This is a genomic window from Saccharomonospora marina XMU15, assembly GCF_000244955.1.
Classification (GTDB): Bacteria; Actinomycetota; Actinomycetes; order Mycobacteriales; family Pseudonocardiaceae; genus Saccharomonospora_A; species Saccharomonospora_A marina.
Genome location: NZ_CM001439.1, coordinates 2659791 through 2674526, shown reverse-complemented (window position 1 = coordinate 2674526; position 14736 = coordinate 2659791). Strand labels below are relative to the sequence as shown.

The 14736-nt window shown below is 68.6% G+C and carries 11 protein-coding genes; 1 reads left to right on the top strand and 10 read right to left on the bottom strand.

What is annotated here, in order from left to right; all coding sequences use genetic code 11:
- Positions 1-26: 26 nt before the first annotated feature.
- The 5 genes from mimD to SACMADRAFT_RS12650 all read right to left on the bottom strand — a co-directional run bounded on the left by mimD (position 27) and on the right by SACMADRAFT_RS12650 (position 4760).
- Positions 27-398 carry a propane 2-monooxygenase effector subunit MimD gene (gene mimD / locus SACMADRAFT_RS12670; RefSeq protein WP_009154217.1) on the bottom strand — a complete coding sequence of 124 codons (372 nt, stop codon included), beginning with the start codon at positions 396-398 and terminating at the stop codon, positions 27-29.
- Positions 395-1579, bottom strand: coding sequence for a ferritin family protein (locus SACMADRAFT_RS12665; protein ID WP_009154216.1), 1185 nt, complete (start codon positions 1577-1579; stop codon positions 395-397). Before SACMADRAFT_RS12665 ends, mimD begins: the two co-directional genes overlap by 4 nt.
- 9 nt (positions 1580-1588) lie before the next feature.
- Positions 1589-2653: an FAD-binding oxidoreductase gene (locus SACMADRAFT_RS12660; RefSeq protein ID WP_009154215.1), complete on the bottom strand. Its 1065-nt coding sequence runs from the start codon at positions 2651-2653 to the stop codon at positions 1589-1591.
- An 80-nt stretch (positions 2654-2733) separates the two neighbouring features.
- Positions 2734-4386, bottom strand: coding sequence for a ferritin family protein (locus SACMADRAFT_RS12655; protein ID WP_009154214.1), 1653 nt, complete (start codon positions 4384-4386; stop codon positions 2734-2736).
- Between the two features lie 140 nt (positions 4387-4526).
- Positions 4527-4760 carry a hypothetical protein gene (locus SACMADRAFT_RS12650; protein ID WP_009154213.1) on the bottom strand — a complete coding sequence of 78 codons (234 nt, stop codon included), beginning with the start codon at positions 4758-4760 and terminating at the stop codon, positions 4527-4529.
- Positions 4761-4935: 175 nt separating this feature from the next.
- Between SACMADRAFT_RS12650 and SACMADRAFT_RS12645 the strand changes: the two genes are divergently transcribed.
- Complete coding sequence (locus tag SACMADRAFT_RS12645; RefSeq protein WP_009154212.1) at positions 4936-6774, top strand: sigma-54-dependent Fis family transcriptional regulator; 1839 nt, start codon at positions 4936-4938, stop codon at positions 6772-6774.
- 82 nt (positions 6775-6856) lie between these two features.
- On the opposite strand, the gene SACMADRAFT_RS12640 is transcribed toward SACMADRAFT_RS12645, so the two are convergent.
- The 5 genes from SACMADRAFT_RS12640 to SACMADRAFT_RS12620 form a co-directional block, all read right to left on the bottom strand.
- Positions 6857-7417 (bottom strand): TetR/AcrR family transcriptional regulator, encoded by a 561-nt coding sequence (locus SACMADRAFT_RS12640; RefSeq protein ID WP_009154211.1) that lies wholly within the window; start codon positions 7415-7417, stop codon positions 6857-6859.
- Between the two features lie 118 nt (positions 7418-7535).
- On the bottom strand, positions 7536-9080 hold the full coding sequence (locus tag SACMADRAFT_RS12635; protein WP_157617243.1) for a SulP family inorganic anion transporter: 1545 nt from the start codon (positions 9078-9080) through the stop codon (positions 7536-7538).
- A 22-nt stretch (positions 9081-9102) separates the two neighbouring features.
- Positions 9103-10245: a P-loop NTPase gene (locus SACMADRAFT_RS12630; protein ID WP_009154209.1), complete on the bottom strand. Its 1143-nt coding sequence runs from the start codon at positions 10243-10245 to the stop codon at positions 9103-9105.
- 4 nt (positions 10246-10249) lie between these two features.
- On the bottom strand, positions 10250-13081 hold the full coding sequence (locus SACMADRAFT_RS12625) for a molybdopterin-dependent oxidoreductase (RefSeq protein ID WP_009154208.1): 2832 nt from the start codon (positions 13079-13081) through the stop codon (positions 10250-10252).
- 32 nt (positions 13082-13113) lie between these two features.
- Positions 13114-14658: a 4Fe-4S dicluster domain-containing protein gene (locus SACMADRAFT_RS12620; RefSeq protein WP_009154207.1), complete on the bottom strand. Its 1545-nt coding sequence runs from the start codon at positions 14656-14658 to the stop codon at positions 13114-13116.
- Positions 14659-14736 lie beyond the last annotated feature (78 nt).

Below are 14736 nucleotides of genomic sequence, written 5' to 3'. Positions count from 1 at the left end.
GGGCTTCCACTCACGACCCCGTGGATCTAGCGAATCGGCTTGAGGTCGAAGTCGAGATACTCGGCGGCGTCCTCGGGATTGGCGAACATGATGGTGCGGTCGTCCAGGTGGACCATGCGGCCGTAGTGGGTGGACATGCTCTCCTCGAACTCGGCCTGGTCGAACCAGCCCTCCTCCTCGCCCGCGGCCTCGTCGATCTCGGAGTAGACGACGTCCGTCCGGCCCTTGGCGTCCACCCGGATCATCGAGGGCAGGTGGGTGACGGTGACGTTGTCCTTGCCCTTCATCACCTCGGCGACGATGGCGCCGACCTGGTTGTTCATCAGCGTGAACCCGCACATGTTCGACGCGGTGTTGTCCGGTTTGAACGGGCTCTCCGGGTTCTTGAACGTGGTCACTGGTTCAGCTCCTTCACTACGTTCAGGCCCAGGTCGGAAACGATCCCCGCGAACCGGCTCTTCGCCCGGTCAAGGCCGTCCTCGAAGCGCGGCGGTTTCGCGTCCGGCTGCGACCACAACGGTTGCAGGCTGCGTGCCGCCTCAAGGCAACGCGGCACCCACGTGCTCAGCCAGGACCGCATGATGTCGGTGTTGTGGCCTGCGAACTCCTTGTCGGTGGTGAGCAGTTCGAACATCGCGCGGGTGTAGCGCAGATCGCGCTGCGCGTACTCGTACTCCTCCGCGCCGATGAGTGTCGGTGTGACGAAGTCGCCGTTGCCGGGTGCGGCCTGCTGCACCAGGTTGCTGCGGAACAACTCCCCCACCAGCGGCTGGAACACGATGTTGGCGGCGAACACCGCCTCCGCCCAGTCCCACACGCCGGTGAGCTGCTCGGTCACCTCCCGCACCCCCTGCCAGGCCCGGTCGGAACTCCACGTCGACAGGTGCGCGGTGCCGTCGAAGTCGCCGATCTCCTCGCTCAGCGTCAGGTTGTACAGCGCCAGATCCTGCGCGGACCTGATGAGGTGCATGCTGTTCACCGAGATCGCGGTGTTGTGCATGTTGGTGGGCGCCCTGCGGTTGGCATTGGCGAACAGGTAGAGCCCCAGCCCGTGGTCGACGTGCATCCACGCCCCGACGTGCTGGGCCACGAACTGCACCCAGTTCGGGTTCCACTGGCTGAACGCGTCGGCCTCGCGGGCGGCTTCGACGTTCTGGTTCAGCTGGCGAACCACGTTGGAGTTGTTGCGGTAGATGGTCTGTTCCCACTCCTCGTTCGGATCGCGGAACTCGTGCCAGCCGTGTGCGGGCCAGTCGTAGCCCTTCCCGCCCGAACCGGGGTAGCGGCGAGGCTCCGGGCGGTCACTACCCCAGGCCTTGAGCACCGTCCACTCCAGCGGATAGCCGCCCTTGCCGTCGGAGAAGGCGTAGAGCCAGCCCTGGCTGAGGTAGTGCCTCGGGTCGGGCTGCACCTCGACGGTCACGTCCTCGTAGTGGCTCTGCTTGCGCTTCTTCGGTGAGAAGTAGTTGAAGCGGCGTGACTCGGAGTCGGGGAACTGCCTCGCGCCCGCTTCGGCGTCGGTGAAGACCGGCTTCGGTACGCTGCGCTGTTGTTGCGCGGGTTCCTGCGTGGTTGTCATCGTTGATCCTTACTGTCGAAGTGGATCGGACCCGTCGGATTCCCCGGTGGTGGTGAACTTGTCGTAGAACACGCGATCGGCCGCCACACCCAGCGAGGGCAGCAGTTCGACGGCGGCCTCCACCATCGGCGGCGGGCCGCAGACGTAGGCGTCCGCGCCTGAGAGGTCGGTCTCGTTGCGCGCGACCACGTCCGTGATCAGGCCTACCTCGCCGTCCCACTCGTCGGAGTCGTCCGGTTCGGACAGCGCGGGGATGTAGCGGAATCCGGGGAGCGTGCGTTCGAGTTCGCGCAATTCGTCGGTGAAGCACAGATCCCTGCGCCTGCGTGCTCCGTAGTAGAAGGTCGCCGTCCTGTCGCTGCCCCGCTCGGCCATGGAGCGAAGCAGCGACAGGATCGGCGCCATGCCGGCGCCACCCCCGACGAAGACCAGGTCCTTGCCCGCAGCGTCGCGCAGGGTGAACGCCCCGAACGGCCCGGTCACCCGCAGCCGGTCACCGATCGACACCTTGGTGTCGAGGAAGTTGGAGAACAGGCCGTCGGTGTAGATCTTGATGACGAACTCCAACCGGCCGGACTCCAGGCTGGAGGTGTTGGCCATCGAGAACGACCGCGTCCGATCGGTGTCCGGTATCTCGAAATCCACGTACTGACCGGGAAAGAAGCGCAACGACTCCGGTTCGACGAGCCGCACCACCAGGTGGCGCATGTCGTGGGTGACGTGCTCGTTGGAGACGACCTCGACCACGGCCTCCTCGATCGGCAGTCCGGAGTGGATCATCTCCTCGTCGTAGTTGAGCAACTCGATGGTCAGGTCCTCGTACGCGTGTGCCCTGCACAGCAGGGTGAAGCCCTCCTCCTTCTCGAACTCGGGCAGCGCGAAGGTGGAGTACCGGTCGTGTTCGACGTCCTCCCCCTCGAGGATGAAGGACTTGCAGGAGCCGCACTGGCCCTCCTTGCAGCCGTGCATGAGCAGTACACCCTGCTCCGCCGCACCCCGCAGGATGGTCTGCTCCTCGTCGACCTCGATCTCGATGCCGACCGGCTCGAAGCGCACCAGGTGCTTTTCTGCCATGGGTTCGCCCGTCCTCGTCGGTCGTGGACGAGGCGCGGGGCGGGCACCGCCCGGCCCCGCGCTCGTCCGGTAGGTGGCCGTCAGTCCTGCGCAGGGGCGGGCCGGCCCGCGGGCCCCTGCCGCACGTAGTCGGCGTAGAACTCCTCCCGCTGCTGCGGGGTCATCTCGTTCAACGTCACGTTGGGGCTGGCGAAGGGTGGGCAGCGACGCAGGTGGTCCAGCGTCCACATCTTCTTGGGGTCGAGGTCGAGGTGCGGCTGGGCCACGAGCGTCTTGCCGTCGTCGCGGACGAAACCCATGTCCTTGACGATGTCGGCGAAGTTCCAGCCGTGGTACAGCGTCTCCCACTCCCTGGAGCCGACCAGCTTGCCCATGTTGGGTGTCTGGCGACCCTGGTAGGTCGGCCGGAACGCGACCTTGTCGGTCCAGTGGCAGCCCTGCGAGCAGTAGGTGCGCCACTGGCCGTCCACTTCGTCCATCACCATGTCCTCACGGATGAGGCACGGCACCATGCACGTCCAGCAGCGGTGCGGGTAGACGTAGTCGACGTCCTCGAACGCGATGGGGTTGTGGCCGTTGGGCACGGCGAGGCGGTTGTAGTTCTCCCACCACTTGCCGTACTTGTCGTACCAGCCGGGGTACTTGTGCTCGAACCACTCGAAGTCCTCGTCCGTCATGGGGTCGATGCGCCAGTAGTTGGCCAGCCACCCCGTGGCGAAGAACTGCGCGACCTCGTGCACGTAGCCCTTGTTCCAGATGCGGTTCCAGGATTCCTCGACGAGGTCGTGCGGGATCGTCAGACCGTACTTCTCCAGCGGCACCAGGTAGCTGCGGTAGTAGTCGTCGTAGATCCAGCGGCGCCACATCTCCGCGTAGCTCTCGCGGTCCTTTCGGCGGTCCTTGGTTCCGTACTCGATGAAGGTGCCGATCGCGGCGTCGACGACGCAGTGGTTGTTCCACCACGCGTAGCGCAGGTCGCGCTCGAGCAGTTCGTGGTTGCCCTCGTCGGACAGCGCCATCAGCAGCGTGGCGTAGCCGTTGCTGATGTGCCTCGATTCGTCGGACTGCACCGAGTGGAACACCGTCGGCAGCAGGTAGTCGCCGTTGGCGGCCGCCTCGGCGGGCATGGCGACGAACAGCGTGTTGGTGAACGCCGTCTCGGCCACGATGGTGAGGTAGACGCTGGCGGCGGTGATGGCGTCGCCGGTGATGAAGCCCTCGGCGAACTGCCTGCCGATGGTGCCGCAGTAGTCGTTGTGGAACCCGCGCAGGCTCGTGTTGAAGCCGGCCGGGTCGATGTAGTTGTTCATGTACAGGCGCTTGAGGTTCTGCTGGATCGTCGAGTGCCTGACCTCGTCGATCATCTGGATGGCCTGCCCGTTGTGCAGTTCCGGGTTCGGCACCGTGCGAAACAGCAGTGGCATCGCGCGGGCGGCCGAGATCTCCGGCAGCGGGATGATGGAAAGGAACAGCTTCTGCCACTCCAGCCAGCGCTGCTGGACCTGCCGGAACATGTTGCCGCGGATGGCGCCGTCCTCCGCGCCGTAGACCCGGTGGTCCTTCTCCTCCTGCATCGGGAAGTAGGAGCGCAGTACCTGCTTGAGCGGGTCCTTCTTCTTCGCCTTGCGGAAGGTGTAGTCGGTTCCGTAGTGGGAGACCGGCGTGTGGTACGCCGGTTCCCAGGACAGTTCCTGGATCTTCTGGTGGGCTTTCGCCACGCTCTGGCGGCTCATCTTGTCTCCTTACCCGTCGCTGGCGGCCGGCGGCGGCCGTCGCCGGTGGCGCGTCGATGCGATCGGCCGCGCGTCGGACACCAGAAGTACAACCCGGCGTTGGCGTGATATCGGTCTCAATATGAGACAGCCCGTGGGTCTCACGGTTCGTCGAGCAGTTCGGCACGCAACGTGGCCAGGTGTTGCTTGGCGTCCTCACTCACGCGGGCATCGCCCTCAGGGGTCGGCCGGACTCCCAGTGCGCGCAGCAGTGCGGCCGCGGGCTCACCCGGCGGGCCCGCCTCGCCGAGGGTCGGGCGCAGCCCCTGCTCGACGAGATGGTCGAAGACCAGGTTCACGACGGTCCACGGGTTGTAGGTCTGCTCCGGTTCCATCTGGTGCCTCCCTGGCGTGAATGTCGCCTTTGAGCACCCATGACACCGCCGGCCGCCCCCGGTGGCCGTCTCAAATTGAGACACCCGCGAGCACCGCGGCCCCCGTACTCTGTGACTCGGCCCACAGCGAGGTGCCGGTACCGGCCCTGCCGTCACAGCGGGGAAGGAGGTCGACGTGGACCCCAGAAGTTCGGCACGGCGGCTGACGCCTGTTTCCCGTAAGACGGGCGTCGACGACGACCGGGTTGCGCGCAGCCGGGTGCGCTTCCTGACCTCGGAGGCCATGGAGCCCGACGCGGTGCGCGACGCGATCCTCACCTCGTGGTGGCGCTCGCAGCAGGCGCGGGTGCCGCCCGACCACATCGACCTGCCCTACTTCGAGGACCGGAACCTGGACACCCCGCTCATCAACAGCGCAGACCCCGTGTTGCGCAAGTTGGGTGAGCAACTGGAAGGGCAGCCGATCAGCCTCATCCTGACCGATCCGAACGGCGTTGTGCTGACCCAGCACACCGGCGACCGGGACCTGCAACAACACCTGGACCGGGTCGCGCTCGTGCCCGGTTTCAGCTACGGCGAGCGGTTCGTGGGCACCAACGGCATCGGGACCGCGTTGGAGGACGGCCGCCCGACGCACGTGTTCGGCCACGAGCACTACGCCGAGCACCTGGAGACGCTGGCCTGCGCCGGGGTGCCGATCCACCATCCGGTGTCGGGAAAGGTGGTCGGAGCCGTGGACCTGACCTGCTGGCGCAAGGACGCGGGCAGGTTGCTCATCGCACTGGCCAGAACCACCGCCGAGCAGATCCGACAGTCGCTGATGACCAACACCAGCCTTCGGGAGTTGGCGCTGTTCCAGGCCTACCTGCAGGCCTGCCAGCACACCACCGGCGTGGTCATCGCGTTCAACGACGACATCGTGATGCTCAACGACAGCGCGCGGCAGTTGCTGGATCCCTGCGACCAGTCGGTGCTGCTCGGTCACGCCCGGCAGGCACTTGCCGAGCGGCCGAGGGACACCGCGGTGCTCGCGCTGCCCACCGGCAGCAGGGTGCGGTTGCGCTGCCGCAGGGTGTTCGGTGCCTGCGACAGCGACATCGTCGGCGGCGTGCTGACCGTGCAGCTGGTGGAGCCGGAGGAGTCGCGTCCCGCCCCGGACGCGTCGGTGCCGCTGTTCCTCCCCGGCATCGTCGGGTCGGCGCCAGCGTGGCTGCGTTGCTGTCACGACGTGGACGCCGGCTACCGTGCGGGCGAGTGGTTGGCGCTGGCGGGCGAGCCGGGCGCGGGCAAGAGCGCCGTCGCTCGCGCGGTGCATCAGCGGCGCGACCCGGCGGGCAGGTTGCTCACGGTGAGTGCCACCAGGTCGAGCGGCACCGCCTGGGTGGACGCGCTCGCCGACGAGCTGCGTCAGGACGCGCCGCGTGCTGTACTGATCCGCTACGTGGACCGGTTGCCGCAGACCACGGCACACTCGCTGGCGGGCGTACTCGGCGGGCTGCGCGAGTCGGGATCGGATTCCACGGCGCCGTGGGTGGTGGTGACGCTCAGCTCCGACGCCGACGCGGGCGCCGCCCTCGCTCCGCTGCTGGCGCTGTTTCCCCGTACCGTCGAGGTGCCGCCGCTGCGCCATCACGTCGACGATCTGCGCGAGCTGGTGCCGTTCCTGCTCAGCAAGCTCGGCCACGCCGACCGGTTGACCTGCTCGCCGACCACCATGCATCTGCTGATGCGGGCGAGCTGGCCCGGTAACGTCACGCAGTTGTTCAACCTGCTCAAGCAGATCGTGAGGCACCGCAGAGCGGGCACCATCCGGCCCGCCGACCTGCCCGCCAGGTACCGCACCGCCGCCCGCCGCTCGCTGAACCGGCTGGAGTCCATCGAGCGGGACGCGATCGTGCAGAGCATCGAGGACGCCGGCGGCAACAAGAGCAAGGCCGCGCAGTTGCTCGGCATGTCACGAGCGACGATCTACCGCAAGATCCACGAGTACGGCATCGTGCTGCCGGAACGCTGAGGCGGAACTCGCGGGCAGGAACGCAGGACTCGCGGACGGGAACGCAGGACTCGCGGGCAGGAACGCAGGACTCGCGGAGGGGTCAGGCACGCATGAGGCGTGCCATCGCCTCGAGGCGGTCCGCGATGTCGTCGAAGGCGAGGTAGCCCATGCCGGCGAGCAGCATGCCGCCGACGAATGCCATGGTGACCGCGCCGCTGACCTCTTCGCGCGCGGGCTCCAGGGTGTCGGACAGCTGCCTTGCCAGCTCCGCCCCGATCTGCTCCCGTAGCCGCCGCACCTCCGGGTCGTCGGACAGCAGCGCGGAGGTGTAGGCCTTGCTCAGTTCGGGTTCCTCCGAGAACACCCTGGTGATGCGGCGGACCACGTGGTGCAGTTCGCCGTGCTCACCGTCGGCGGCAGCGCCGCCGCCGTCCTGCTCGGACAGCTCCTGGACCTTGCGCCACACGATCGAGCTGACGAGGTGGTCCTTGGAGGAGAAATACGTGTAGGCCGTCGCGGGCGAGACACCGGCGCGTTTGGCCACCGAGCGTACGGACAGCTCCTGGTACTCCACCACGCGCAGTTCCTCGACCGCGGCGTCCAGCAAGCGGGCGACGGTACCCGCCCTGCGCCCGCCGACGATGCGCCGAACCGGCTCCATCAGCGCGTTCGAGCGGGTACGCGTCGTCCGGCTGCCGGGTTCCTCACTGAGCTGTCCTCGGTCATGTCCCGATCGTAGCCGCGCGTGCCACGACCGACGGACGCACCGTGCCGGGCGGTCAGTCCAGCGGTCCGATCTCCGGCCCGAGCACGCGTTCGGTCAGCTTGCGTGACTGCGGTGGGATGCCGTTGACGTCGGCCCGCAGCCCGGCGCCACGCGCCTGGTCGAGCACCGAGCGCAGCATCAGCGCCCCGGTGGTGTCGATGCGGCCGAGCCTGCCGAGGTCGATCACCAGTGCGTCGGCGTCCGGATGTGCGGCGAGCGCGTCGAGCAGCACGGTGTCGAGGCGTTGCGCGGTGCCGAACCACAGCACGCCACGCGGAACGAACCGCAGTGTCGTGCCCTCGGTCTCCACGTCGATCTCCAGTTGCAGCGACCGCCACAGGAACACCGCGACCGAAAGCCCCACACCGATCAGCACGGCGATGTCGAGGCGGGGCGCCAGCAGCACGGTCGCCAGGAACGTGGTCCAGGCGATGACCGCCTGCGGGGTGGAAAGCCGCCACAGTCGCAACAGCGGCCGAAACCGCATCAGGCTCACCACGGCGACGATCACGATGGCGCCGAGCACCGCAAGCGGCAGCGGCCGCAACACGGTGGCGAACGGCAGGAACGCCAGCACCGTCAACCCGGTGAAGGCCCCCGACCACCGCGTTCTCGCGCCTGACATCCGGTTCACCGAGCTGCGGGAGAACGAGCCGCCACACGGCATGCCACCGACCGCGGAGGCGGCCACGTTGGCCACGCCCTGGCTGATGAACTCCCGGTTGGCGTTCCAGCGCGTGCGCTCCTCGGAGGCGAACCGGCGTGAGATCGACGCCGCCTCGGTGAACCCGATCAGCGCGATGATCGCGCCGGGCAGCAGCAACTCCGGCAGCCTGTCCCACGGGATCTCGTCGAGGGTGAACGGCAGGAAGCCCGAAGGGATGTCGTCGACGACGGGTGCGGGGTAGAAGCCCAGCGCCGAGACCGCGATGCCGACGACCGCCGCCAGCAGGACCCCGGGCACCAGCGGATGCAGCCGCCGCGCACCCAGCACCACCAGGACCGTCATCGCGCCCATCGCCAGCGCCGCCAGGCTCCACTGTGCCGGATGCGCCAGACCCCAGCCCGCCTCGACGATCTCGTTGCCGTACCCCGGTGGCGAGACTCCAAGCACCTTGGGCAGCTGCGAACTGGCGATCAGCACCGCGGCGGCGGGTACGAAGCCGAGCAGCATCGGCTGTGACATCAGGTAGGCCAGCCAGCCTGCCCGCAGCAGCCCTAGCCCCACCCGCACGACGCCGACCACCAGTGCCAGCGCCAGTCCCAGCCCGACGTACTCCGGACTGCCCGGCGTGGCGATGGTGCTCAACGCGCTGTAGGTCAGCAGCGCGGTGATGGCCACCGGCCCGGTCTGCAGGTAGGGCGAGGACGCGAAGATCGCGGCCAGCAGCGGCGGCAGCGCCCCCGCGTACAGCCCCGCGATCGGCGGCAGCCCGGCCAGTTCGGCGTAGGCCAGCGACTGCGGGATACCGACCATCGCCACGCTGACCCCGGCGATGGCGTCGTACATCCACCGGCTGCGGGTGCCGCCTGCCGCGCCGCCGTGTCGTCGCCTCACACGCACGGTTGTGGCCACGGTTTCAGTTCACGACCGACAGCGGCAGTGCCAGCCCGGCGATGCTGCGTCGCACGACCGGAAGCCGCTGCGCCAACTCGGTGAACGCGGCGGCGGACTGCGCCAGCGGCGCCCCCGTCACCACGGGCACCCCGATGTCGCCTGCCTCGCGCAGCGCCACGTCCAGCGGTATCTGCGCGAGCAGCTCGGTGCCGAGTTCGTCGGCCAGTTGCTGCCCGCCGCCGGAGCCGAACATCGCGGTGTGCTCGCCACAGCTGGCGCAGTGAAGTGTGCTCATGTTCTCCACCACGCCCGCCACCGGCATCCGCATGTCCTTGGCCATGCGGCCGACCCTGGAGGCGACGTTGCGCGCGGCAGGCTGCGGCGTGGTGACCGCCAGCAGCGCGGCCTGCGGCAACAGCTCGAGCAGCGACAGCGTGATGTCGCCTGTGCCGGGTGGCAGGTCGAGCAGCAGCACGTCCAGCTCTCCCCAGTGCACATCGGACAGGAACTGTTCCAGCGCCTTGTGCAGCATCGGGCCGCGCCAGACGACCGGCTCCTCCTCGGAGACGAAGAAGCCGACCGACATCAGCCGCACCCCGTGCGCCTCGACGGGCAGCATGAGCCCCTTGAGCGCGACCGGGTTGCGCCGCACGCCGAACAGCTGCGGGACCGAGTAGCCCCACACGTCGGCGTCGATCAGCCCGACCCGCTTGCCCGAGGCGGCAAGCGCCACCGCGAGGTTCGCGGCGACGGACGACTTGCCGACGCCGCCCTTGCCGCTGGCCACCGCGTACACCGCCGTCCGCGAACCCAAGGCGTTGGCGGGGCCGCCGCCTTCGGTGTTGCCGCGCAGCCGCCCTGCCAGCTCCATGCGTTCGCGCTCGGTCATGCTGGTGAAGCTGACCTGCACGCTGCTCACGCCGGACACCTCGGTGGCTGCCGAGGTGACGTCGGCGGTCAGCCGGTCACGAAGCGGGCAGGCGGGGGTGGTGAGCGCGATCTCGACGTGCACGGCGCCGCCCCGGCCGACGGTGACCGAACGCAGCATCTCCAGCTCGCCGATGCCGCGATGGATCTCCGGATCGGGTACGGCGGCCACCGCCTCACGCAGTGCCGCCTCGTCGACGGTGGCTTTGCCGGCTTTGCCTCTGTTACGGGTCAGCATGACCTCACCCGTCCACCTGGTAGCCGCGGAGCTTGGGCGCCAGCGGGCGCATCATGAACTCCGGCCTGCGCTTGCCACCGGGGCCGAGGGTCGCGCGGGTCTTGCCGAGCCATTCCCGGTAGACCTCGGCCGAACGCCGGGTGTCCACGTAGACGTCGCCGTAGCGGTCCTGCGGCCTCGCGTGCTCCATGCGAATCTTCTGCAGCCACGCGTGCATGCCGGAGTGCGGGTCGGGATGCACGGGGAACGCCAGGTTCTGGTGCACGCCGGGGTCGGTCCAGTCGATTCGGCTGGAATCGGGGTCGGAGGACTCGAACGGCGCGACGCCGCCCTTGTGCCGCAGCAGCCAGGTGTGCTCACCGTCGGGATGGGAAAGCTCCACCATGCCGCTGACCCAGCGACTGCCCTCGCCCGGGTGCAGCCGCCACCGGCCCATGTGGTGCGACAGCGCGCACACGCCGGGACGGATGCCCTCGGTCACCCAGACCCGCGCCACGAAGTAGCCGATCTCGGTGTTGATCCGCACCAGGTCGTCGGTGGCGACGCCGTGCCGCGCGGCGTCCACGGAGTTCAGCCACAGCGGGTGGGTGTTGGAGATCTCGTTGAGGTACTTCGCGTTGCCCGAGCGGGTGTGGATCAGTGTGGGCAGCCGGAAGGTGGGCACGAGCACCAACTCACCGGCCTCCAGGTCGATCTCGCTCCTGGCGACGTGCGAGCGGATGTAGCCGGGCGTGGTGTGCTCCGGCCAGCCCCAGTCCCGCATCGAGGTGGAGTAGACCTCCAGCCTGCGCGACGGTGTCGGCCAGCCGAACGTGGCGGTGCCGTCCTCGTGCTTGAGGCCGACCGCGCCCGCCTCGCCGATCACCGGTGCCACCGAGTCCGGGGTCACCGGGGTGCGCAGCACGCCGTTCTCGTCGGCGGTGGCCTCGGCGAGCTGGCTTTCGGTCACCGGCCGCTCGTCCACCCGGTACACGTCGGTGTCGACCTCGACGACGCCGTAGCGGCGCATGTACTCCAGCGGTTCCATGCCCTGATCGGCTGCCTTCTTCGGCAGGCCGGGCACCTCGTTCTCGAACATCCACCGGTAGTACTCGTCCACCGTGATCTTCTCACCGGGCCGGTACGGCGACTCGAAGTAGCGGCGGATGCCGAGGCTGCCGTCGGGGTCGATGCGCCACGACAGCTCGAACCAGAACTCGTTCTCCTCCCACACCTCGCCGGGGTTGGCGTCGCGGGTGTCGGTGTATTCCTTGCCGAGCTTGTCCATTGCGACCCTGCGCACCGGCTGCCGGAAACCCAGCCAGCGCCCGGCGTGCGTCTCGTAGGACTGCGTGTCGTGCCGCTCGCTGGAGTGCCCCATCGGCAGCACGTAGTCGGCGAACTCGGCGGTCTCCGACCACGTCGGGGTCAGCGCCACGTGCAGGCCGACCTTGTCCTGGTCGGTCAGCGCCTCCATCCAGGTGAACCCGTCCGGGTTGGTCCAGATCGGGTTGTAGACGCGGGAGAAGTACACCTCCAGCTTGCCTCGGCCCTCGGCGAGGAAGTGCGGCAGCAGGATCGACATCTCGTTGGTGGCCAGCGGGTACTCCCGCGGCCAGGTCAGTTCGTTCCACCGCTCGTGGGGTTCCGGCTTGTTGGGGCCGTGCGGGATGAACTTGTGCCAGCCGTTGGGGCTGGTGCCACCGCGCTTGCCGATGCTGCCGGTGAGCGCGAGCACGAACCACAGCGCGCGCGCCACCTGCCAGCCGCCGAGGTTGCCCGCGGTCGCCGCGCGCCAGACGTGGGCGGCGAGCCTGCCGTCGCAGTCCGCGACCAGTTCGGCGATCTCGGCGATGCGCTCGGCCGGGATCTGCGCCTCCTCGGCCGCGAACTCGAAGGTGTACTCGTCGTAGTCGGCGGTGATCCGGTCGAGGAACACCTCGAAGTCCGGCTCGACGTCGGGGTGCAGTTCCTCCAGGTAGGTGCGCCAGTTGAACCAGCGCCGCACGAACTCCTTGTCGATCCTGCGGGTGCGCAGCAGGTAGGAGGCAACGGCCAGCAGGATCGCGGCCTCGCTTCCCGGCCACGGCGCCAGCCACACGTCGGCGTGGGAGGCGGTGTTGGACATCCGGGGATCGACCACGATCAGCTTGGCCCCGGACTGCTTGCCCTCCATGATCCGCTGCGCGTGCGGGTTGAAGTAGTGGCCGGTCTCCAGGTGGCTCGACAGCAGCAGGATGACCTTGGCGTTGGCGTGGTCGGCGGAGGGCCGGTCGAAACCGGTCCACAACGACATGCCGAGGCGGGCTCCCGCCGAGCAGATGTTGGTGTGGGAGTTGTGCCCGTCCACGCCCCACGCGGTGAGGAACCGTTCGGCGAAGCCGTCCTCACCGGGCCTGCCGACGTGGTACATGATCTCGTTGTGGCGGTCCTCGCTGATCGCCTTGCGGATGCGACCCGCGATGTCGTCGAGCGCGTCGTCCCAACTCACGCGCTCCCACTCGCCGCCACCGCGCTCACCCTTGCGCCGCATCGGGTGCAGGATGCGCTCGGGGTCGTCGAGCTGGTTGACCGTCGCCGGGCCCTTGGCGCAGTTGCGGCCACGCGAACCGGGGTGTGCGGGGTTGCCTTCCAGCTTCTTGACCGACAGGTCGTCCTTGTCGACGTAGGCCAGCAGGCCGCACGCACTCTCGCAGTTGAAGCACGTGGTGGGGATCAGCATGTAGGAGTGCGGGACCTTGCGCGGATGCGCCTTCGCGTCGTACTCGATGTGGTTGTCCCAGTCGGACACCGGAGGGAAGTTGCGCAGGTGCTCGTGGGTTCGCGCTCCCGGCAGCACCGGTTCGGTCCCGGTCATAGTGGGAGGCTCCTTTCGTGATGGCATGGGGTTCAGGACAGCGGGACGTCTTGCCCGGCGCGGACGAAGACGCTCTCGTAGGCCAGCAGCGCGGCCTGCACCACGAGCCCTGCCAGCAGCCCGAGTGCGAGTGATCCCGCGGCCCAGCCTGCGCCCGCGAGCGCCGTCGCGAGCAGGGCGAGTCCGATGCCTCCCGCCCAGAACAGCCGTGCGTAGCGACCGGAGACGACCATGTGCGCGGCCGCGGCGGCGTGCCTGGTGGCGTGCCTGCCCAGGTATTCGAAGAGCAGCATGAACACGTGCAGCAGTGCCGTGACGGTCAGCGCGGACAGCACGAAGGTGCGGCCCGCGGCGTCGGTGCCCTCGACCAGTGCGGCGACGGCGAGCGCGCCGGCGCCGACCATGAAGGCCTGCACGACGAGGTGCCAGAACAGCAGCGGCGACTGCCACAGGTCGCGTCCCTCGGCCTGGCCGAACAGGAACCCGGTGTAGCCCGCGGTCATCGCGGCGGCGAGCAATGCGGGAACGGCCAGCCACGTGAACACCGTGTCCACGGTGGAGGCGGCGACGATTCCGGCGGTGCCCAGCACGCCCATCGCCAGCCACGCCACGAACAGCGCCGCTCCCGCTCCGAGCACCACCGCGCCCCAGAACATCCACGAGGTCGGGTTGGGTTTGAGCAGGATGTACAGGAAGCGCTCGGGTCGCTTGAGGTCCCACACCAGCAGCACACCGGTGATCGCGATACCGGCCACACCGACGGCCGGAGCCACGATGTCGCCGACCGCGCCGAGGTCCACACCGAGCAGGTGTGCCAGGGCGGCGAGCAGCATCGCGCCCGCGCCGACGGCCTTGGTCCACAGGTAGGTCGTGACCCGCCAGCCCCACGGCCTCGGGTGCGCGGTGTTGAGCGTGGTGCGTGCCTTGCTCACCGGGTCGACCGGGAGATCCTTGGACGCCGACTTGCGGTGCTCGTCCGGGCGCGCCCACAGGTACGACTCACCGGTGGGTGCGGCCTGCGGGTCCAGCACGGCGCGGTCCGCCCCGAGGTAGAACACGTTCGGTCCGGTGTTCTGCTCAGGGGCCCTGACCTGCACCGGGTTCTCGTTCACGAGCTTGGCGATCCCGCTGGTGGGGTCGTCGAGGTCGCCGACCCAGATGGAGTGCGTCGGGCACACCACCACGCAGGCGGGCTCCAAACCCTCGTCCACCCGGTGGGCGCAGAAGTTGCACTTCGCGGCCGTGTGGGTGTCCTCGTCGATGTAGATCGCGTCGTAGGGGCAGCCCTGCATGCAGGCCTTGCACCCGATGCAACGCTCGTTGTCGAAGTCGACGATGCCGTCGTCCCGCTTGAACAGAGCCTGGGTGGGACAGATCTTCACGCAAGGGGCGTCGGTGCAGTGGTTGCACCGCATGACGCCGAAATCCCGGGTGGTGGCGGGGAACTCTCCCGACTCCACGTACTTCACCCAGGTGCGGAACTGTCCGACCGGAACCTCATGCTCGGTCTTGCAGGCGACCGTGCAGGCGTGGCAGCCGATGCACGTGCGCTGGTCGATCGCGAAGCCGTACCGCAATGGAACCTCCGTACTGTGACCCGCTGTGACGCTAGTTCCGTGGCCACACCCCCGGTAGCAACGTCGATCCTGGGTACT